Source organism: Bradyrhizobium sp. STM 3566 (assembly GCF_045571445.1).
GTDB lineage: Bacteria > Pseudomonadota > Alphaproteobacteria > Rhizobiales > Xanthobacteraceae > Bradyrhizobium > Bradyrhizobium vignae.
On sequence record NZ_CP120692.1, the window covers coordinates 505837 to 525632 of the forward strand.

Annotated in this window: 15 protein-coding genes, 1 tRNA gene and 2 pseudogenes; 10 read left to right on the top strand and 8 right to left on the bottom strand. The window is 59.7% G+C overall.

The window, feature by feature from the left end; genetic code table 11:
* Positions 1 to 36 precede the first annotated feature (36 nt).
* Genes P6U27_RS02360 through P6U27_RS02375 form a run of 4 tightly spaced genes read left to right on the top strand, consistent with a single transcriptional unit; the run spans position 37 to position 4050 of the window.
* The gene (locus tag P6U27_RS02360) at positions 37 to 1524 is read left to right on the top strand and encodes an MFS transporter (RefSeq protein WP_162500535.1); all 1488 of its coding nucleotides are present in this window, start codon (positions 37 to 39) and stop codon (positions 1522 to 1524) included.
* A 4-nt stretch (positions 1525 to 1528) separates the two neighbouring features.
* Entirely contained in the window at positions 1529 to 2347 is an 819-nt protein-coding gene (gene otsB, locus P6U27_RS02365) for a trehalose-phosphatase (RefSeq protein WP_122400498.1), read from the top strand.
* Between the two features lie 30 nt (positions 2348 to 2377).
* Positions 2378 to 2569 (top strand): hypothetical protein, encoded by a 192-nt coding sequence (locus P6U27_RS02370; RefSeq protein ID WP_407193632.1) that lies wholly within the window; start codon positions 2378 to 2380, stop codon positions 2567 to 2569.
* A gap of 17 nt (positions 2570 to 2586) precedes the next feature.
* Entirely contained in the window at positions 2587 to 4050 is a 1464-nt protein-coding gene (locus P6U27_RS02375) for a trehalose-6-phosphate synthase (RefSeq protein ID WP_162500075.1), read from the top strand.
* Positions 4051 to 4144: 94 nt separating this feature from the next.
* On the opposite strand, the gene P6U27_RS02380 is transcribed toward P6U27_RS02375, so the two are convergent.
* Positions 4145 to 4486: a hypothetical protein gene (locus P6U27_RS02380; RefSeq protein WP_129145648.1), complete on the bottom strand. Its 342-nt coding sequence runs from the start codon at positions 4484 to 4486 to the stop codon at positions 4145 to 4147.
* A gap of 195 nt (positions 4487 to 4681) precedes the next feature.
* Here P6U27_RS02380 and P6U27_RS02385 point away from each other — a divergent pair.
* Positions 4682 to 4771, top strand: a tRNA-Ser gene (locus P6U27_RS02385).
* Positions 4772 to 5079: 308 nt separating this feature from the next.
* Here P6U27_RS02385 and P6U27_RS02390 read toward each other — a convergent pair.
* Positions 5080 to 6284 (bottom strand): annotated as a pseudogene (locus P6U27_RS02390) (integrase core domain-containing protein).
* A gap of 705 nt (positions 6285 to 6989) precedes the next feature.
* Between P6U27_RS02390 and P6U27_RS02395 the strand changes: the two are divergent.
* The gene (locus P6U27_RS02395) at positions 6990 to 7361 is read left to right on the top strand and encodes a DUF4145 domain-containing protein (protein WP_129146221.1); all 372 of its coding nucleotides are present in this window, start codon (positions 6990 to 6992) and stop codon (positions 7359 to 7361) included.
* Positions 7362 to 7955: 594 nt separating this feature from the next.
* Here the strand turns inward: P6U27_RS02395 and P6U27_RS02400 are convergent.
* Positions 7956 to 10622 carry an EAL domain-containing protein gene (locus P6U27_RS02400; RefSeq protein ID WP_407193633.1) on the bottom strand — a complete coding sequence of 889 codons (2667 nt, stop codon included), beginning with the start codon at positions 10620 to 10622 and terminating at the stop codon, positions 7956 to 7958.
* 128 nt (positions 10623 to 10750) lie between these two features.
* On the opposite strand from P6U27_RS02400, the gene P6U27_RS02405 reads away from it, so the two are divergent.
* Entirely contained in the window at positions 10751 to 10942 is a 192-nt protein-coding gene (locus P6U27_RS02405; RefSeq protein WP_129146223.1) for a hypothetical protein, read from the top strand.
* 230 nt (positions 10943 to 11172) lie between these two features.
* On the opposite strand, the gene P6U27_RS02410 is transcribed toward P6U27_RS02405, so the two are convergent.
* Positions 11173 to 11442: a hypothetical protein gene (locus P6U27_RS02410; protein ID WP_129146224.1), complete on the bottom strand. Its 270-nt coding sequence runs from the start codon at positions 11440 to 11442 to the stop codon at positions 11173 to 11175.
* Positions 11443 to 11520: 78 nt separating this feature from the next.
* Positions 11521 to 13203 carry a methyl-accepting chemotaxis protein gene (locus P6U27_RS02415; RefSeq protein ID WP_407193634.1) on the bottom strand — a complete coding sequence of 561 codons (1683 nt, stop codon included), beginning with the start codon at positions 13201 to 13203 and terminating at the stop codon, positions 11521 to 11523.
* 326 nt (positions 13204 to 13529) lie between these two features.
* Here P6U27_RS02415 and P6U27_RS02420 point away from each other — a divergent pair.
* A pseudogene (locus P6U27_RS02420) lies at positions 13530 to 13727 on the top strand (transposase); the annotation flags it as partial.
* 1054 nt (positions 13728 to 14781) lie between these two features.
* Here P6U27_RS02420 and P6U27_RS02425 read toward each other — a convergent pair.
* Together P6U27_RS02425 and P6U27_RS02430 are read right to left on the bottom strand one after the other, a co-directional pair.
* On the bottom strand, positions 14782 to 14976 hold the full coding sequence (locus P6U27_RS02425; protein ID WP_129146226.1) for a hypothetical protein: 195 nt from the start codon (positions 14974 to 14976) through the stop codon (positions 14782 to 14784).
* 210 nt (positions 14977 to 15186) lie between these two features.
* The gene (locus P6U27_RS02430) at positions 15187 to 15657 is read right to left on the bottom strand and encodes a phasin family protein (RefSeq protein WP_407193635.1); all 471 of its coding nucleotides are present in this window, start codon (positions 15655 to 15657) and stop codon (positions 15187 to 15189) included.
* A gap of 572 nt (positions 15658 to 16229) precedes the next feature.
* Between P6U27_RS02430 and P6U27_RS02435 the strand changes: the two genes are divergently transcribed.
* On the top strand, positions 16230 to 16451 hold the full coding sequence (locus P6U27_RS02435) for a hypothetical protein (RefSeq protein ID WP_129146227.1): 222 nt from the start codon (positions 16230 to 16232) through the stop codon (positions 16449 to 16451).
* A 360-nt stretch (positions 16452 to 16811) separates the two neighbouring features.
* Here P6U27_RS02435 and P6U27_RS02440 read toward each other — a convergent pair whose 3' ends face one another.
* Positions 16812 to 18596, bottom strand: coding sequence for an adenylate/guanylate cyclase domain-containing protein (locus P6U27_RS02440; RefSeq protein WP_407120410.1), 1785 nt, complete (start codon positions 18594 to 18596; stop codon positions 16812 to 16814).
* A gap of 261 nt (positions 18597 to 18857) precedes the next feature.
* Between P6U27_RS02440 and P6U27_RS02445 the strand changes: the two genes are divergently transcribed.
* The gene (locus tag P6U27_RS02445) at positions 18858 to 19316 is read left to right on the top strand and encodes a nuclear transport factor 2 family protein (RefSeq protein ID WP_129146229.1); all 459 of its coding nucleotides are present in this window, start codon (positions 18858 to 18860) and stop codon (positions 19314 to 19316) included.
* Positions 19317 to 19796 lie beyond the last annotated feature (480 nt).

Sequence of the window (19796 nt, forward strand, 5' to 3'; positions counted from 1 at the left end):
GCGGGGCCGCTTCCATTGATCAGACGCAACAACCCGATGGAATTGCAGCAGAACCCAGCGCTGAACTATGCACCCGTAGTCCCGGCGGCGACCGCCACCGACCGTATCGTCGAGACCAGCATTCCCTCGCGGCTCGACGCGCTGCCGTGGAGCGGCTTTCATACCCGCGTCGTGCTGGCGCTCGGCATCACCTGGATTCTCGACGGGCTCGAAGTGACCTTGGCGGGTGCGCTCTCCGGCGCGCTGAAGCAGAGCCCGTCGCTGCATTTCTCCAATCTCGATCTCGGCATCGCCAACTCCGCCTATCTCGCCGGCGCCGTGCTCGGTGCACTCGGCTTCGGCTGGCTCACCGACCGCATCGGCCGCAAGAAGCTGTTCTTCATCACGCTTGCGCTCTATCTCTCGGCTACGGCCGCGACCGCGCTGTCATGGGATGTCGCGAGCTACGCGCTATTCCGCTTCCTCACCGGCGCCGGCATCGGCGGCGAGTACACCGCGATCAATTCGACCATCCAGGAGCTGGTGCCGGCGCGCTATCGCGGCTGGACCGATCTCGTCATCAACGGCAGCTTCTGGATCGGTGCTGCGATGGGCGCGGTGGCGGCTATCGTGCTGCTCGATCCCGCCGTAACCGGCCCCGATCTCGGCTGGCGCCTGGCTTATCTCATCGGTGCCTCCATCGGTCTCGTCGTGCTGTTGATGCGGATGTGGATCCCGGAAAGTCCGCGCTGGTTGATGATCCACGGGCGGCCAGACCAGGCCCACGCGATCGTCGACGACATCGAGCGTTCGGTGATCGGACGCGACCAGGATGCGAGCGAGGAGCGCTTTACGACGGTCCGGCTGAAGATGCGCGATCACACGCCGATCCGCGAAGTCGTGCATACGCTGTTTTCCGCCTATCGTCAGCGCGCGCTGGTCGGTCTCGTGCTGATGAGCGCGCAGGCGTTCTTCTACAACGCGATCTTCTTCACCTTCGCGCTGGTGCTGACCGATTTCTACGGGATCAGCGCCGATCATGTCGGCTGGTACCTGCTGCCCTTCGCCGCCGGCAACTTCCTCGGACCGCTGCTGCTCGGTCGCCTGTTCGACACGCTCGGCCGCCGTGTTATGATCATGTTCACCTACGGTGTCTCCGGGCTGCTGCTGGCGCTCTCGGGTTATCTGTTCACGATCGGCGTGCTCAGTGCGCAGGGGCAGACCATCGCCTGGATGGTGATCTTCTTCTTTGCATCGCCCGCCGCGAGCGCGGCCTATCTCACCGTCAGCGAGACCTTCCCCCTCGAAGTTCGCGCGCTGGCGATCGCGGTGTTCTATGCGGTCGGCACCGGCATCGGCGGCGTGATCGGGCCGGCGCTGTTCGGCGCGCTGATTGACACGGGATCACGCAACAGCGTGTTCGCCGGCTATCTGCTGGGGGCAGTCCTGATGATCGCGGCTGCGATCGTGGCGTGGCGCTATGCCGTCTCCGCGGAACGCAAATCGCTCGAACACGTCGCGCGCCCGCTCGCCTTTATGGAGTAGACTGATGAAATCGGAACTTGCGGAAATGACGTTGGAGCAGAAGCGCACCATGCGGGATGACGATACGCCGGAAACGGTGCCGGTGCCGCATGCGCTGGTGCCGCATCTCGATGAAATCGCCATCCTGCTCGACATCGACGGCACGCTGCTCGACCTGATGCCGACGCCGCGCGAGGTGTGGGTGCCGCCGGGCCTGTCGGAAACGCTGAAGCATCTGACCGAGCGCACCTCCGGAGCGCTGGCGCTGGTCAGCGGCCGCTCGCTCAACGACATCGACCTGATCTTCGCGCCCGATGTATTCCGCGCCGTCGCCGGCCATGGCGCGGAGATGCGGCTGTCGGTGGACAGTGAAGCGGATGATGTCCACGCCCCGCCGCTCGACAAGGAGCTGAAGCGGCGCCTGGCCGCCATCGCCAAGCTGAGCCCTGGCATCCTGCTCGAGGACAAGGGCTATTCGCTCGCGCTGCATTACCGCCTTGCGCCGCATGCGGAGAAGGCGATCTACGAATCCGTCTCGCTGATCCGCGCCGATCTGCCCAACGCGCCGATCGAGGTGCTGCCGGGCAAGTTCGTTTGCGAGATCAAGCATTCCGGCTTCACCAAGGCGAGCGGTGTGCGCGAATTGATGAAGCACGAGCCGTTCAGCGGACGACGCCCGCTCTTCATCGGCGACGACGTCACCGATGAAACGGTGTTTGCGATCATGCCCGACATGGACGGGCTCGCCTTCTCGGTCGGCCGCCGCGCCATGGGCGTGAACGGCCACTTCGACGCGCCGAGCGATGTGCGTGCGTTCCTTGCGCGCCTGCTCGATCCGAGGTGAAACCAAGGCAGCGCCACCTTACAGACACGAATGCATTCAGCGCAGCGCATTGCGCGGCGCAATGAATGCTGCGGAACAGAAACGGAAAAGCTTTGGCGGCGAAATTTGCCGGGTTCCGCAAGCGAAGCCAGTTCCAACGCACGCGCCCGATTTTGGTTTCAATTGGTTGAAACGATGATCCGGAACCATATTGATGAACGGCAGTTAAACGCGGTGGAATGAACAGGAGGGGACGACCTGTGAACTTGATCGTCGTTTCAAATCGCGTCGCCCGCGGCAAACCCAACGAGCCCATGACGGGCGGCCTTGCGGCGGCACTGCTTCCCGTGGTGGAACATTCTGGTGCGATCTGGGTCGGTTCCTCCGGCCGGGTGCGTGATGGCCATCAGAAGGAACCCTTCGCCGAGATCGAGGCGCTCGGGACGGGCGCGATTGCGACGCTGGATCTGCCGGCGGCGCATTACGGCGGTTATTACGAAGGCTTCGCCAATTCCGCGCTGTGGCCGGCACTGCATTCGCGCAGCGATCTGATCCGCGTCTCGCGCGAGGACTATGTCAGCTATCGCGAGGTCAATGCCTTCATGGCGCGGGCCCTGCTGCGCTTCCGAAAACCCAAGACCGCGTTCTGGGTACAGGACTATCATTTCCTCGCGCTTGGTGCCGAGTTGCGCGAGCTCGGCGTCGATGATCCGATCGGCTTCTTCCTGCATACGCCGTGGCCCGTCGCCGCGGTGATCCAGGGCGTGCCCAACCATCGTGAGCTGATCACGGCGATGCTGGCCTACGATCTGCTCGGCTTCCAGACCGAGGAAGATCGCCAGAATTTTCTCGGCTATGTCGGCGGCGAACTCGGTCTCGCCATCGAGGACGGCATTGCGATCTCGCAGCACGGGCGCACGCGCTGCGAAGTGTTTCCGATCGGCATCGATGCGGAGAAGTTCGCTGCCTATGCCGCAAAATCGGCCTCGCATCCTGACGTGTCGCGCCTGCGCCGCAGCCTCAACGGCGAGCGGCTCGCGATCGGCGTCGACCGGCTCGACTATTCGAAGGGTCTCGTCAATCGCATCAGCGCGTTCGACAGGCTCTGGACCGAGCACCCGCAGTTTGCGCGCAGCATCTCGCTGCTCCAGATCGCCAACCCCTCGCGCGGCGGCATCGAGGCCTATGGCAATCTCCAGAACGAGGTCGCGCGCCTCGTCTCCGACGTCAACGGCCGCCACGGCGAGGTCGACTGGACGCCGATCCGCTATTTGAACAAAGGCTTCAGCCAGGCCGTGCTCGCGGGACTCTACCGCGCCGCGCAGATCGGCGTGGTGACGCCGCTGCACGACGGCATGAACCTCGTCGCCAAGGAATATGTCGCCGCGCAAAACCCGGCCGATCCCGGCGTGCTGGTGCTGTCGAAATTCGCCGGCGCGGCCAACGAGCTCGACGCCGCACTGCTGGTCAATCCGCACGACATCGACGGCATGGCCCGCGCGATCGCGATCGCCGCCGCCATGCCGCTCACCGAGCGCAAGATGCGCTGGGACGCGATGATGAAGAAGCTGCGCGGCCACACCATCCAGCAATGGTCCGCCGATTTCGTTGCCGGGCTCGAGAAGTGCCGTACCGAAAAGGCCGCCGTCGCCCCACTCGCAGCCCAGCCGCCGCAGGCGCTGCGCTGGCTGAGGTCGGCGATATCAGGGGTGCGGTTGATTTGACTTTCTTCTCCCTCGCCCCGTTCTTACGGGGAGAGGGTCGGGGTGAGGGGCCTGTTTCCGCAAGGACGGTGACAGTCGGATTCGCGACGCCTCCTCAATAGCAATACGACAGGCCATCCAGGATCGCGCATTGCGGCTTGTTCGGCGCGCTGGGATCGTCCAGCGGCACCACGCCCTTGCCCTGGCCGACGAACACGCCGGGCCCGACATGCACCGAGCTCTTGTTGCCGATGATCACGCTCTGATGCGGCGTCGAGCTCGAGCGGGTGCCGTCCGGCCAGATGATGGCATTCCCCGACAGCACCCCGCGCCGCCCGTCGTCGCAGCTGACGTCGACGCCTTGCCGGGTGCAGACCCGCCCCAGGGCCGGGGCGGCGAGGGCGGAGCCGAGGGCCGAAATCAGGCTCAGGGCGGCGATGGTCTTGCAGATGGTCATGGCGTCCCCGGTGGTGTTTGGCGGCTTCCCGTGAATCGTCGCGCCAAACCCGCCTGCGGTTCAGCCGGCAGGCGTGCCAAGGCACGTGTGGAGGCCAGATATTATCCTGTAAATACAATAAGTTGCGGAAAAATTGCTCGATTTCCCCGCGATCCCTTGCAAAATCATCGGCGCCCCTTCAAGAGAGGGCGCTCCGGAGAGATGGCCGAGTGGCTTAAGGCGCACGCTTGGAAAGCGTGTGTGCGGGAAACCGTACCGTGGGTTCGAATCCCACTCTCTCCGCCATCCCACCAAATGTCCGGCCCGGAGACATGGGTAACGAAACGTACCTAAGAGATGGGTGACAACCTCGTGCCGATCGGGTTGTCGCGGGGTTTCAAAGTCATCTGCTCCAAGTTCGCTTCAAATTGAGATGGCCTGCAATCTGCTGCATTTCAGCGTGACGCATTCATGGCACGGCTATTTTTGCTCGGCTCGCGCTATCGCCGTCAACCCCGCGCGTGCCGCGCCCCTTCGGGCTTCGGGGGTTGACCGCGACAGCGGAGCCAAGCAAGTGGCCTTCCATGCCAAGAATGCACAAGAGCGCGTCTCCGTCAGGGCGCCGTGGTCGTGGCGGGGACATCGGTGATGGGCCTCGGACCGAACGGGTTGTCGAGAGGTTGCAAGGTCTTCTGTTCGAGATCGAAATAGCCGAGATCGTAATGCATGAAGCTGACGAGCCAGATGCCCTCGTCGACCTCCTTGATGCCGAGCTTCTGGCCAGCCAGGACGGTTGAGATGTTGATCCTCTTGCGATGCAGGCAGAGGCGGCCGCAGGCAGTGACGACGACGTCGCGGTCGTGGAAGGGATAGCTCAACTCCGGCAGGCCGGCATAGGCCCGCGCTGAGGCCGTGTAGACCTCGGCAGGACTTCATGCCGAGCGCCTCGTGGGGGCGCTCGGTATTGAACTCGTGCACGAAGGCATCGAAGCGCTCCTGCTGTTGCAGGCTGTTGAAGCCAGGCGGCCTGGTGGCCTCCTTCTTGAGGGTGAGGTGCATGCGCTCGTGCCGGCCATTTTGTTGCGGATGACCTGGCTTGATGCGCTCGATGGCGATACCGAGGCGGAGCCACCATACCGAGAGCTTGGAAAGATTGAACAAGGCATTGGGACTGGCAAACGGCACGCCATTGTCGGACCGAATGGCAAGCGGCAGGCCGCGCTCGCGGAACAGGCGCTCGAAGGCGGTCATGGCAGGCTCCTCGCGCGTGGAGTCGAGCGCCTCGCACAGCAGCAGGAAGCGCGCGGCATGATCGCTGACGGTCAGCGGGAAGCAGTAATGGCTGTTGCCAAGCTTGAACTCGCCTTTGAAGTCGGCGCACCAGACATCGTTCGGGGCAGTCCCTTGCGATAGCGACGTGCCGCGCGCGGCGATGGCGCGGCCCGCCGCCCCGCCTGACCAGGCCGTGGCGATCGAGCACCGCATGAATGGTGCTTTTGGCCGGCACCCGGACATCGCCGTCGAGCCGTCGCACCAGGAGTTCGCGGATCTTGCGGGCCCCCCAATGCGGCTTCTCGGCCTTGAGCTGGACAATCAGCGTCTCGATCTGGGCCGGCAGTTGATTGGCGTAGCGAACCGGCCGCCTGGAGCGGTCGCTCAGCGCCTCCAGGCCATGTTCCTTGTAGCGATCGAAAATCTTGTAGCCGGTCTTACGGGAGATGCCGAACTCCCGGCAGACATCCGTCATGGCTTCCCCGTCCAACAGGCGGGCGACAAAGCGAAGGCGCTCCTCCATTACCGAACTCGCTTTCCACGGCATCCACACCTCCCGCAGAACAAAAGCGGAAAGTGTAACCCATGTGCCCGGTACGTTCTGTCACCTATGTCTCGGGCCGCTCAAAAATGATCTCGTACTTCGATCTGGAGAGAGGCCAGAAACGCGGCCGTTTTCCTGCCTTTTTGCCGACGGAGAGGTCGGCTCACGCATCCAAGCTCGTGCCGGATAGGTCTGGAGAACCGAATTTTCTCCGAATCTTAGAACCCGCAAAATCGGTCCAGTACGGGATTTCAGGGAAAACCAACGGCTTATTTGAGTCGCCGTTTGAATCTCTCTCGCCCACCCAACCACTCTAGAAAAGAGCCAACTCGGGCCTCAAGAAGGCTTCGGAACTATGCCTTAAGCGTGCCTCGGCTCAATCCAAGCAACTGTTCGTACTTCGGTGCATGTCGGCGATCGGGAAGCCGGACAATTCCAGGAAGATTCAAGGTCGTCCGCTTCGACTGTTCGGCAAGTGACCGAATTACGAACAGTTTGCAATAGCCAGCGGCTGTCCCCTGTGAACCTCGGGTCGCCCAACGGGTCCCCTTTCCTCTACTGGGGCCCCTTGGAAAAACCGGGCCAGCCCCGTCTTCAAAAAACCGACTTAAAGGGCGCAGCCGCCGCCCAGCTCCCAACTGCGGTTTGCCCGAGGCTCAAAGCAATTCGACCTTCTTTTAGGTTGCAGCGGCTCGTCCTATCGGAGGAATGACGCCGACTGGCAATTTTCAATTCTTAGCGCCTCACGATGCCCGCTTGGCGGCTTACGGAGCTGCCGCCGAGCGTTACCTGCACGATGACCCCAACACGGCTATCTTCAAGCTCCGGCAATTCGCCGAGCTGCTGTGTAAGAGCGTTGCTGCTCGACACGCCCTCTACCTTGGCGAACGAGAGACTTTCGAGGAAACGCTCAGACGGCTTAGCCTCGAACGCATAGCGCCCAGAGAAGTCGCCGACGTTTTCCATGCCATCCGCAAGATTGGCAATCGAGCCGTCCATGAGGGCGAGGGGACCATCAGGGACGCACTGTCAGCCCTGAAGTTCGGCTGGCAACTTGGGATTTGGTTTCATCGCGTTTAGCCTTCTGTAGTTTCCTTCCGAGTTCGTGGGCGCTGGTCGGTTAAATGCGTTTCCCTCCGCAGAGACATCATCAAATGAAGCGACGCTTGACAATCTTCTTCCTGGTGAAACTTATCCGTCCAAGTTGGCCCACGGGAAAACGTTTTCTGTTCTCCAAAGGGACAAACGGCTTATTGCCATAAAGCAAAGGGGGCAGGTTCGATTTGTCAGACCAGGAGAGCTGGAGCCGGATCCAGAAAAGCGAGAGCGATTAGAGGGAATACAAAGGGTCCTGGCAGATGTTTATCGGAGCGGTCGACAAATCAGCAGGATCTTCGTGAACGAATTGGGCCACGTCGGATATCTTTATCGAGGTCAAGCCTATTTCGTTGGCTTCGCTCCCGAAGGCGATGCGGGCTTCGTCTTCGACGAAACTTAGCAGACCCGATTCGTCGGCCCCTTCTCAATCAGTCTCTCTAGGCGCTCTGAAGGACTCAACTGCATGCCGGAAGTGAATCGGTAGCAACAGTCGGCCGCTGGCCGACTTCTTCCATAACAACTGATTTGCGACATTCATTCGCTTCTGATCGAACGCTGTCACCAGTCCTGAAGGGCTTAGGCCGCTGAGGCTTGCTGAGCCGAAAGCAGCCGCTTCAGCCGGGATGCCGGGATGGCCGGGCTGAACAGATAGCCCTGCATTTGGCTACAGCCGAGCCGTCGCAGGATCTCGCGCTGCGCCTCGGTCTCAAGGCCTTCGGCGGTGGTTGCCATGTGGCGAGCCGCGGCCATATGCACAACGGCCTGGACGATCGGCGAGGAATCTTCGGGCTCACCGATATCGCTGATGAAGCTACGGTCGATCTTGATCTTGTCGAAGGGAAAGCGGTGCAGATAGCTCAATGACGAATAGCCGGTACCGAAATCATCGAGCGCGATGCGCACGCCGAGTTCGCGCAGTTGCTGTAGGATCGTGAGCGCCTCTTCGTCATCGCGGATCAAGACCGTTTCGGTAACTTCAAGCTCAAGCCGTCCCGGCGCCAGGCCGGATTCATTCAGTGCAGCGGCGACATTGAGCGCCAGTGTCTTCGAGCGGAACTGCACCGGCGAAACGTTGACTGCGACCCGGATCTGGCCCGGCCAGTTCGCAGCCTCAGTGCAGGCCTGTTTCAGCACCCATTCGCCGATCTCGCCGATCAGGCCGGTCTCCTCGGCGAGCGGGATGAACTCTGCAGGCGAAACCATGCCCCGTTCGGGGTGATGCCATCTGAGTAGCGCCTCGCAGCCTGTCACGACGTTGGCCGCGAGATCGACTAGTGGCTGGTAGTGCACCTCGAATTCGCTATTGGCGAGTGCCTGCCGCAGATCGAAACCGAGCTGACGTCGCTGCCTGACCTTGGCGTCGTATTCCGCTGCAAAAAAGCGGAATGTGCGGCGGCCATCGGATTTCGCGGCATACATCGCCAGATCCGCACATTTAAGCAATTCTTCGAGATTGTCGCCATGTTCCGGCGCGATTGCTATGCCGATGCTGGCGTCAATCGAAATCTCCTGACCCTTGCAGTACACGGACGCGCGCAGCGTTTTCAAAATCTGATCCGCCAACACCATTAACTCGGCTCGGTCGCCAGTGTCCGCCTTGATGACCGCGAATTCGTCGCCTCCAAGCCGCGCGACAAGATCGTGTGGGCCAACGCAGCTGCGGAGGCGGTTTGCGACTTGGCGCAGCAGCTCGTCGCCGATCTCGTGCCCGAGCGAGTCATTAACGCCTTTGAATTCGTCGACGTCGATATAAAGGATCGCGAACGGCTTGCCCTCGGCGAGCTCCGCCACCCGGCGTTCCAGGTGCCCGCGCATCAGCACGCGGTTGGGGAGATCGGTCAGTGCGTCGTAATGCGCCATATGCGCGATTCGTTCGTCGGCGCGGACGCGCTCGGTGACGTCTTCATGGGTGGCAAGCCATCCGCCCGAGGCGCTCGGTTGGTTCCTGATCTCGATCAGCCGGCCGTCACGGGTCTCCACGACGGAGCTCTGCAAGCGGCCGACGGTACCTAAGATGCCGTCGCAATAGGAATCGACGTCACCGGAGAATGAGCCGGTGTCGTGCCGATGCTTGATCACGTCGCGGAAATAGGCGCCCGGCTTCACCACGTCGGCCGACAGCCCGTACATCTCAATATAACGGCGGTTGCAGACGATGAGCCGCTCGTCCTGGTCGAACATCAGGAGACCCTGCGTCATCGTGTTCATCGCGGTATCCAATCGCTGCTTCTCGATTGAAAGCCGCCTCGTCATCTGGCGGAAGATCAAATAGAGCGTTAGGACCAATAGGCAGATCGATACCACCGCCACGGTAACGAAGAATTTTGTCTGCGTGCGCCAGGTCACGAGCGTCGCATCTAATGTCCTGGTCGCAACCACGACCAGCGGCTCGTCAGTGAGCATCTGCGAGGCGACCAGTCGATCCTTGCCGTCGACCGGGCTTGCGAGCTGGGTGGTGACGAAAGTACGGTCGAAGACAGCCATCTGCTCAGCCGAACCTCTATGGAAGTTTTGGCCGATCATCGCTTCGACATGTGGAACGCGTGCGAGCAACTGCCCATTCTGATGGTGCATCGCGATGGAAGACTCTCCGCTAAGACCTATCGAGGCGAAGAACTCTTCCAGCAGGTCCGGTGTGATCGCACGGGACACGACGCCCAGGAATTCTCCGCGCGGGCCAGAGATGCGTCTGGCGAATACAATTGCCTGCCCGCTGCCGAAACGACCGGGAACGACCTCGACCTCTTCCTGCGAGGCCGGATCATTTTTCAGGCGGTTGAAATAGCCTCGATCGGAGATCTTGATATCGGCGACCGGCCAGCGCTTCGACGAGTTGATCAACACGCCATTGGAATCGAACACATTGGCCCCGGCGATATCGGACCAACCGCTGGCCTTGGCTCGCAGCACCTCATGCATGGCGAGCGTCGCCATTTCGCTCCGGAACGTGTCCGGGGAATCGATGTCATGGCTTTCGAGCTCCACGATGATGCTCTTCTGCAGTACCGAGAAATCTGCAAACTCACGGTCAAAATGCCGCGCAAGGAGTCGCACGGTGCTCTCGAGGCTGGCGCGTCCGCTTTCGATCGCGCTCCGACGAAAGCGATCGACAGTCAGCGCCGTGCCGATCGCGGTCGCGGCCATTAGCACGAACCCGCCAACGATCAGCCAAGTCAGCGGCGCCCCGCTCCAGCGACGAACCAGCGCGCGCGTGCGCGCCTTGAAACGGATTGATGTGCTCATGCAGCCCCCTGTGGGATGCAAAATGCACAAGACTCCACAAGAGCTCGTTACCATCGAAGGTAACGAAATCGTAAACGATTACGTGACTTCGGTGCTGCTCGAGTCGGCGTTCGAGAACGAGGATCGACATGCTGATGTTCATCGCCCAGCCGGCCGACGAAATTGTGTTGGGCGCCAAGGCCATGCTGGCGGACGGCCTGTTCACGCGATTTCCAAAGCCAAACTTCGGCTTTGCTTTGCATGATGGCCCACTCTCATTCAGGGATTTTTTTCCCGGCCGCTGCACGAGCACGGGCAGCCAACAATTTATCAAATACTAGGTCTACCAGTTGCTTGGCGGCCCGTGCAACTCAAGCCTCCTTTCGACCGGAAAACGCTCTGGCCGATTTCGCTATTTATTTCCACTCCACCGATCCAGACCGCGTACTCATGAATCCTCGTCGATCCCGGCTTCGCTCTGGTACCCGCCACCTTTGTGCAATCGAAGCAAATGACGCGATGAGCCTCTTGGCGAAGTCATTGGCTTCCGAACTGTGTCTCCATTATGAGGCTACAATTGCTCGACCTGTTCGCGCAACTGGGAGAGGTCCCGTATAAGCGCGGCCAGCTTCTGCTCGAAATCATCCTTGACCGGTCCGGCCGGCAGTCGGTCGCGAATTTTGTCGGCGCCTATCAGGGCTGTCTGGAGATGCCCAACGGCGGTCCACAGCCTCGCTTTCGTGAGTCTGTCCAGTGCCTCCGCAAGAACGCGCTCACCTTCTTGGACCTCGAACGGTAATAGCGGCCGACCAGCTGGCTTGAAATGAACGACCGTCCCCATGGCTATCTCCAGATCTATTTTTGGATTGCTGGCGTGATTGTTGAATATGCGGCACTGGAAATGACTCGAAATGCGCGCTTAAGCGGCCTGGATGGCAGAGAGAAATCTCTGGACTTCGTGTTCCAAGCGACTGCGTTCTCTCGTGAGAGACTGCGCGGACGATAGCACCTGCGAGGATGCTGATCCTGCCTCGACTGCGCCCTGTTTTACTTCAGTTATGTTCGAAGCGACTTGTGCCGTTCCCCGGGCGGCATGCTGCAAGCTACGCGAAATGTCTCCGGTCGTATTGGCCTGCTCTTCCACGGCAGCGGCAATTGCGGCCGTAATCGCCGAAATGCGATCTATTGTTGTGCTGATATGTTTGATCGCGTCGGCTGATTCCTGCGTTGCGATTTGTATTTCGCTGATCTGCTCGCTTATCTCGCTGGTCGCCCGCGCGGTCTGGCCGGCGAGGGCTTTAACTTCGGAAGCAACGACCGCAAAGCCCCTGCCGGATTCTCCAGCCCGCGCCGCTTCTATCGTCGCGTTCAGAGCCAATAGGTTGGTTTGCCCTGCGATGGTCGTAATAAGGCTGACAACATCGCCTATGCGCGTTGCTGCCGTGGACAATTTTTGGATCCGATGATTGGTTTCTGCAGCCTGACCAACCGCTTCGCTCGCGATTTTGGTCGATGCCTCGACCTGTCGGCCGATCTCGCTAACGGACGATGTCATCTCCTCAGTAGCTGACGCGACAGTCTGAACATTGAGAGATGCTTCTTCGGACGCCGCCGCCACTGTTGCCGAAATATGCAGGGCTGTATCAGCGGTCTTAGATAGAGTCTCTGCAGCCGCTTCCAGTTCGCCGGAGGAGGTGGAGAGCGCGGCCACGAGTTCGCCGATCATTGATCGGAAGCCGCCGGTAATCGTGTCGATCCGCTGACCGCGTAAGATCTTGGCCTCGGCCTCTGCTGCGGCAAGCTTGTCCGCGGCTTGCTTTGCGATGAGGGACTCTTTGAAGACCTGCAGGGCAGCGGCCATTTGGCCGATCTCGGTATGCTTGGCCCGGCTATGGACCACCACGGTAACATCGCCGTTGGCCAAAGCCCGCATTGGCGCAATGATGGATCTAATCCCCATTGAGATGTCGCGCAACAGCAATAGGCCGACGATAGAACTGAGTACCAAGGTGAGGACAAGAGTCCCAACAATGAGAGCAAATGCGAAGGCATAGGTCTGCTCAGCACTCTGACCAGCGGCCGCTGCACGCTTGTTGTTGATGTCCATTGCCTTCAGCAGGGCCTGTCCACTGTCCTGACGCAGCGGCTGCATTTGATGAACGATCAGATCGCTGGCAGTGGCAATATCATTCCTGCGGGACGCAGCGAGCACGTCTGGAACTTGCGCGACATACGCGCTCCAGAGTTGTTGGAAGTCCGTGTAAAGCTTGCGCTCTTCCGGAGAGGAGAGCAGCGGCTCGTAGGCGGCGCCCTCCTTTTCGATGTCGCGCGTCAGATCGGCAAGAAGCTTCTCGGCTGAGGCTTTCTTCGCGGAGTCGGATTCCAGAATGTGATCGCGCACGACGCTGCCGTATCGGATGGTGTAGGCTCTGAGGTTACCGAGCAGGCGGACCGCGGGCAGCCAACGGGATTGGAACTCAGCGACGCCCCCCTGGATGAGCCGCATGTTGCTGATGGCGAGCAGGCCAGTGCCGCCGAACACGAGAAGGAGCAAAGAAATAAAGACGACGAGTTTGCTCCTGATCGAATAGCGCGAAAGCATGGCAAGCGACTCCTGCGAAATGAGCGACAGCACAAATGGAAAATATTGGAAGATGATGTTTCCTAAACGCCGTCATGCTGCAGGCCATCCAGTAAATTTTTTACCAAGATTTAGTTGAAATTTGCGTTGCAGCAATCATTGATTGCACATCTTTTGCGCAAGGCGGGCTAGGATTTAGGCTGTTGGAAATCCCTAAGCCTTCGTAGCAGCGGACATCGCGCATCGATCGAATTGCGAGGAATCATGGACGTTATTTCCACCGTGACCGATGACTGCGGCCAGGCCCTCCGTTTGGTCGGCCCCTGTGATTCAAACTCGCGCACTGGGGGCTCGCGGGCCAAATCCCGCCGAAAAGCAATCGCAGCGATTCGATCTGCTTCAGCCCGTATCTCTACCGCGCTCGCAACCGGATCGAGCGGTTCTTCAACAGGATTAAACAATGTCGCCGGGTTGCGACGCGCTACGAGAGGCTTGCCACCAACTATCTTGCCTTCGTTCAACTTGCATCAATCAGGCTATGGCTCCCCTTAATCAGTCCGCGGCCTAGAGCGCTCGGCCCGCCGTACGGGAAGAGCAGCGCCCGGCTGCTGTCCCGGGCGCAAATGCGATTTAGCCCTGGCTGCCAGCGAGGGTCAGATTAGGCCAATTTGAGGAGGCTTACGTGCTAACCGATTGAGGATGAGTTCGATTTTCGATCTACTCTGCCATTTCGCCATTCATCTAACCCTCGCTGGCAGCAATGGTTACATCGATTGAAAACCGCGCAGGACATGAGGATGTGCCTGACCGGAGGCCTCGCGCGATTCGCGGTTAGGATTCGCCGCTTGCAGTGCTGGCTGTCGCGGGAAGCGCGAGCACATGATCCAAAAATCGGCCTACGAAGACCTTCCCGAAAAAGTCCGCGCAGCATTTTCGGATTGCAAGCTGCTTTCGCTCGTGAAGATGCAGCGCTCTTGAACATGGAGCGCAAAACACTGCGCCGCACGGTTGCCAGAGGTGACATATCGGGCCGCCAGAAAGGGCAGGGCTCAAAGAAGCCGCGGTTGCCTTGACGATTGCCGATGGGGAGCGGAATTTGTCTTCGAGGTTGCTCCACGACATCGATCACGATCTCGCCTAAACTGACGTCTGCTAATGGCTCGTTAGGCGACTATCATTCGAGGAGCGTGGGATATCGGCTTCTGTGAACCCGAAGCCGACCTTAGGCGGCCGCGCCGCGTCCAGAGCGGTTCTGCCTGCATCATCTGTACGGGTGGCTTAGGTTGAATATGCTAGGCTCCATTCGATGGTCCAGTAGTCGACGCGATGAAGTGGGATCGCTTGGCGCAGCAGCGCTGCGCAGATCGCGCGCTTCTTTCAAAGCATTCCAATCAAAATAAAGTGCCCAGCCTCGGCCAGGAAAGTGGCGCTCATGATCGCGACCGTAAGGAACACTTCGCTCGGCGATAGAGGGTTCATGAATGTCTCGCATCTTGTCCCGGCCGAAATCCATGAGCCGGTCATGTAGCTTGTGTCTGAAGATCGCCGGGACCGAGACAATGTCAACAAAGCCATCGCCAATACTTTCGGGAGCCGCCGCTACGACGGCGCGATCCGGATGCCCGGCTCGTCGACCCAGGCTTCCCGCGCAAACCACCCGTGATCGGTGCGGCAGATCGGACAACGGGTGCGAGAGAAAAACACCGCGCGGCGTCCAAAGCTCTCGCGATCAGTCTGGATACCGGTGGGAATCGCGTGTCCGGTTTGCGGACATTTGACCATAACCATTCCCATGTTTCCCTCCCTTGCGATTTGTCTTTGTTGTATTTTGCAAGAAAGCACCGGCCGGTTGGAATACGCCTCTTGTTGGTGCGGGGTTGGGGGGCATCGCGCACCTTGTTGATCGAGCATGGGGCAGTGGGGCGTGCTCGCTCAGCTCGGCTTGCTCCAACCGGCCGGGTCCCTCCTCAAACGAATCTGGATGAGAAATTGAGCGCTCTTTTTTTAGCCCCCGCCTTGGTGGAGAACCCTGGTGAAGTGCTTCCTGATCGGCTCACTCGTTTCCGTCGCGAGCTTCTGGGCAAGCGCCCACAATTCCTTGTTCTGGTCGGAGGCGGTGTCGAACGCCTTGCGCGCTTGCGCCGCCGATAGGGTATAGACGTCGGTCGCTGACTTGCTGCCGAACAGATGGACGAAGAAATCGAGCGCAGAAGCGACATTGGCGTTTGAGATTTCGAACACCTTGAGCCCGTAGTCGGTCGTGCATCTCGCATTGCTCGAATAGGTCTCGCGCAGCGCCTCAGTCATCTCTTCCGATGCGGCCTTGATCTTCTCGCAACCTTCCCGTGCGCGGGCGAGGCCTCGCTCGGTAAGCTCGCGCCCCACGCCAGGCAAGGCGACCTTCGAGAAATCCAACCATGGCGTCCCGAAAACATTCGTTCCGTTCGGCGTCAGTTTCATTTCGCTTTCACTCACGCAACATTCCCTTTCTCAAGCGAAAGCATTCCTCGCGACGCTCGCTTGCGTCACGAGAGCTCACGCTCTGTGTTCGATCAGATTTTGGATGAGCCGTGATGTAGCCCCGACCCAACACGACTTTGTTAAAGAGAAACGGGAATGTCGGTCCGGTTTGCGACTCTCGCCCAAACTTTTTTTGAGATTGTCAACACAACGAAGGTATATGTGAGGAGTGCTGTGCATAACAGGGATATCCCAAGGGTTTGGGAAATTCCTTCCTCAGCGTAAGCATTGCAAAGGAGGCCGGCGCGAGCTGCGTTGGGATGCGCTACGTCCGAGCAAGAATGGACATCATCACGCAACATGCCGTTGAGGGCAGTCCGGACTTCGCATCAGCGATCCTTTGACCGCTGCAACGGAGAGCGTTCGGACCCCGCTCAAGCAGGATACTGGATCTGTTCTACTCTCAGTAGATCTACTGAGAACCTAACTGAGAACGGCCTTCATCGCGCCGCGCGGCTCGACTCCGGGTCAGCTGATGCTCGACGGCGACTTCGTCGCGACCTCATCGGCGTGCTGGAGGGCGAGACATGGCGATCTACCTGCATTTGCAAACCCACGGTATGGCACCGAAGGAGATTGCCTTTATTACAAAGGCTTACGAGCAAACGTTACGCACCCTGTGTGTTCAAGATCGCGATGATCCGCTCACGGAGTTGGTGGCGAAGACAATCATCAAGATCGTTCAAACCGGGATCAAAGACCCTGCACAGATTTCAGCGCAGGCAATCAGCGAACTCGAAATGCGCTAGCGATCTCCAAGACCGCTGGGAACTGAAACATTCCCGCGATCGCTGGGTTGGCTAGTGGGCTTCGGGGCTTCGCAACGTGCGAGGCGTGCCATGACCCCCCTCCCGGTGAGCGATGTGTTTCTCACGGTCGCAATCATGGCCGTGGCCTTCGTGATTGAGATCGGCCTTTTCATCCTGATCGGGATGTTCTGAATGGATCGGAGCGTCCTAGGTGCCTTAATTTCAGCTCAGATTTTTCAAGATTCCCCGCAACCATCGCCCCCGTTCGGCGTCATGCTCTATGGAGGAGCGCAGGCGACATCAGAGGTCCGCGGAATGATGGGCATGACGACCAGCTGAATCGGTCTCGAATGGGCGACATCATCCCTCCGGCACCCCGGCCAGGCGCATGCCCTCGCAGACGCGCTCTCGTTCGGCGAGATATGTCGGATTGTTGCTTGCTTCGCTTACAAGCAAGCGGCTGATGGTAAAGCCTGGATCGAGCTTAAGACCAACCTTTGCGGCGCTTCGCGCCTCATCTCTTTCGCCAAGCAGGCCCAAGGCCGCAGCGAGCCAGAAATGGGCCGCAGGAAAGTTGCGATTGGCCTCAATGCTTCGCCGTAGCCAAGCGACGGCTTCTGTGTCTGCGCCGATCAGTATCTTGGCCATGCCAGCAATATGCATCCAGCGGTGGGCAAAGATATCGCGAGGGGAGAGACGGAGAGCCTCGACGATATGGCCTTCTGTCTCAGCACCGCGACCCATAAAGAACTTTGCGATACCAATGGCGCTGTGAGCACCGACCAAATTGCGATCAATCTCCAAGGCCCGCTCACATTCAGCGATCCCTTGCGCGGACCGGTTTGTAAAAATGTAAGCCCCTCCCAGGATCCTGTGGGCTACTGCGTGGTCCGGGGCCAATGACAGCGCCTTGATCGCATTTGCTTCGGCTGCCGAAAGGTACGCGACTCGGTTATCAGCCAGCAGGGAAGCTCCGATCGTTAGATCAACGAGCGCCAAGCCGACCAATGCTCCGACGCTTCCGTGATCGATTGCCAAGGCGCGTTCGAAAAAGCTGCGCGCCTCGCTCATGTGCTCCACGCCCCTGTATGACCAGGCATAACCTTGAAAGTTCAAGTCCATCGCGTCGGGATTTACAGAACGTTCTGCCCGGCGCGCCTCCGCTGCAATCATTTGGGCATTCAGCGCGTTCGCCAGTCGCGCCACGATTTCGTCCTGCATGTCAAAGAGATCGGCGACCGGCTTGTCGAACCGCTCGGCCCAAAGGTGATTTTCCGTTTCCGAATCGATCAGCTGTACATTGAGCCGGAGTCGCTTGCCACTCCGCTGCACAGAGCCTTCGAGCACGTAGCGGACGTTTAGCTCACGCCCAACCTTCTTAAGGTCAACCGATTTTCCCTTGTAGGTAAATGCCGTATGGCGGCCGATCACGAACGAGCCGCTGATCCGCGACAAGTCAGTGGTCAAACTGTCGGTCACACCATCGGCGAAATGGTCTTGCTCGGGATCACCGCTGAGATTGGCGAAAGGCAGCACGACGATAGAAAGACGAGGGGGAGACGGCAGGTCGAGCTTCGCTCGCGACGGCCCTGGCGCCGAGCTGAGCCCATCCTGGACCACCGCATAGGCCCGAACCGAAAGCGCGATATTCTTGAGGTTCTGGACGCCCAGATCGGCGAATTCGACCCCTACCTTCCCGCGGACATGATCGTAGGCGGAGGACGAGATGCAGATGCCGCCTGGTTCTGCAATGCTCTCGAGCCGTGCCGCAATATTGACCCCATCGCCAAAAACGTCATGCGGCTCGACAATCACGTCGCCGACGTTGATGCCGACACGGAAGGCAATTCGTCCGTCTGCCGCATCGGCAACGGTAAGTTCTCTGATGCGCGTCTGGAACTGCACAGCAGCCCGAACCGCTTCCACCGCGCTCGGAAACTCTGCCAAGAACCCGTCGCCGGTATTCTTGACGATGCGCCCCCCGTGTTCAGAGATCGCGTGTGTAATACCATCCGTGAGGAGCGTAGTCAGTTTGGCGTGCGTGGCCTCCTCGTTAAGATGCATAAGCCGCGAATAGCCCACTACGTCAGCGGCCAAAATCGCCGCCAACCGACGCTCAACTCGGACTGGCCGCTCTTGCACCATTAGCAATCCACCTGGATACTAATTGCACTTGGTAGTCAATTGTACGACGGGACTTCGGAATTGCCCATACGGATGATGTCGTATATTGACCCGAAGGCGACTTCAGCGGTCTACGCCACGTGCCACGATACGATACATCGACCTCCCTTGAACCTTCAATCTGCCCTGTAGACCTACTTGTAAGGCGCAGCGGCCGGACTGACAGTCCTACTCACGCCTGACTCCGCTGGCAGTTGCGCCGATAACCGGAGGACATCAACCATGTTGCGACCATTGGTTCTCTCGTCGATGGTGTCGGCTATGGCAATTCCTGCATTGGCGCAGGACATCAAGCCCGAGCTGGAGAAAATAGGCGCGGCCTATACCGACTGCGTCGCCAAGCACGATGGCGCGTGTGTTGCGTCGCTCTATTCAAAGGACGGCATCCAAGTCAACGTGGTTGGAGAGGTGAAAACCGATCTGAAGGCGACCTATGAAGACTACTTCAAGGGCGGTGAGGACAAGATCGCCGTCAAGGTCAACTATGCCCAACCGCTAGGCAACGACATGGCATTGGCGGCGGGCGATGTCGATGTCACCTTCAATGTCGAGCCGAAACTCCGTCAGCTGTTTTGGTCCGCCGTCTACGTTAAGGAAGGCGGCCAGTGGAAAATCCGCATGCTGACGGCGGCCATCAAGCCGCCACCGCCGCCCACGGAAGCCAACGCCGACAAGAAGTAAACCAAGCAGCGGCGGGCGTCACCAAGCAGCGGCGCGCGGACAATTCGCGCCGCAGTCGAATAGTGACGGAATCTCTCCTTGCAGATTCCGCTGCCTTGGGCTGACATGTCCGGCATGGACTTCCATGCCCGCGGAAAGATATCCGCAACTTTCAAAGTCCGTAAGCTCTCGATGACAGGTCAGCGCTACTTCCTAACCCGGCAACAGCATAGGGGCTGTCCAAGTTTGTCCAACGTGAAGGCGGCGTCTCCCGGAGCGAGGGTCTGCTTCTGGCGCCACTAGCTGCCGATGCTGCCTTTTGGCCCGGAGCTTCCCTTTGCTTGTGCCCCGACTACGTCTGCTTTCGAAGGTAGGGCGGACAGTGCTTGCCGGATCACCTCGGCCAACGGCCGGCTTATGCCATCACGTCTGATATCCGAATGACGGCAGCTCCTGAAGAAAGCGGACGCCCCGTTGCGACAAGCTAACGTCCGCTTTACC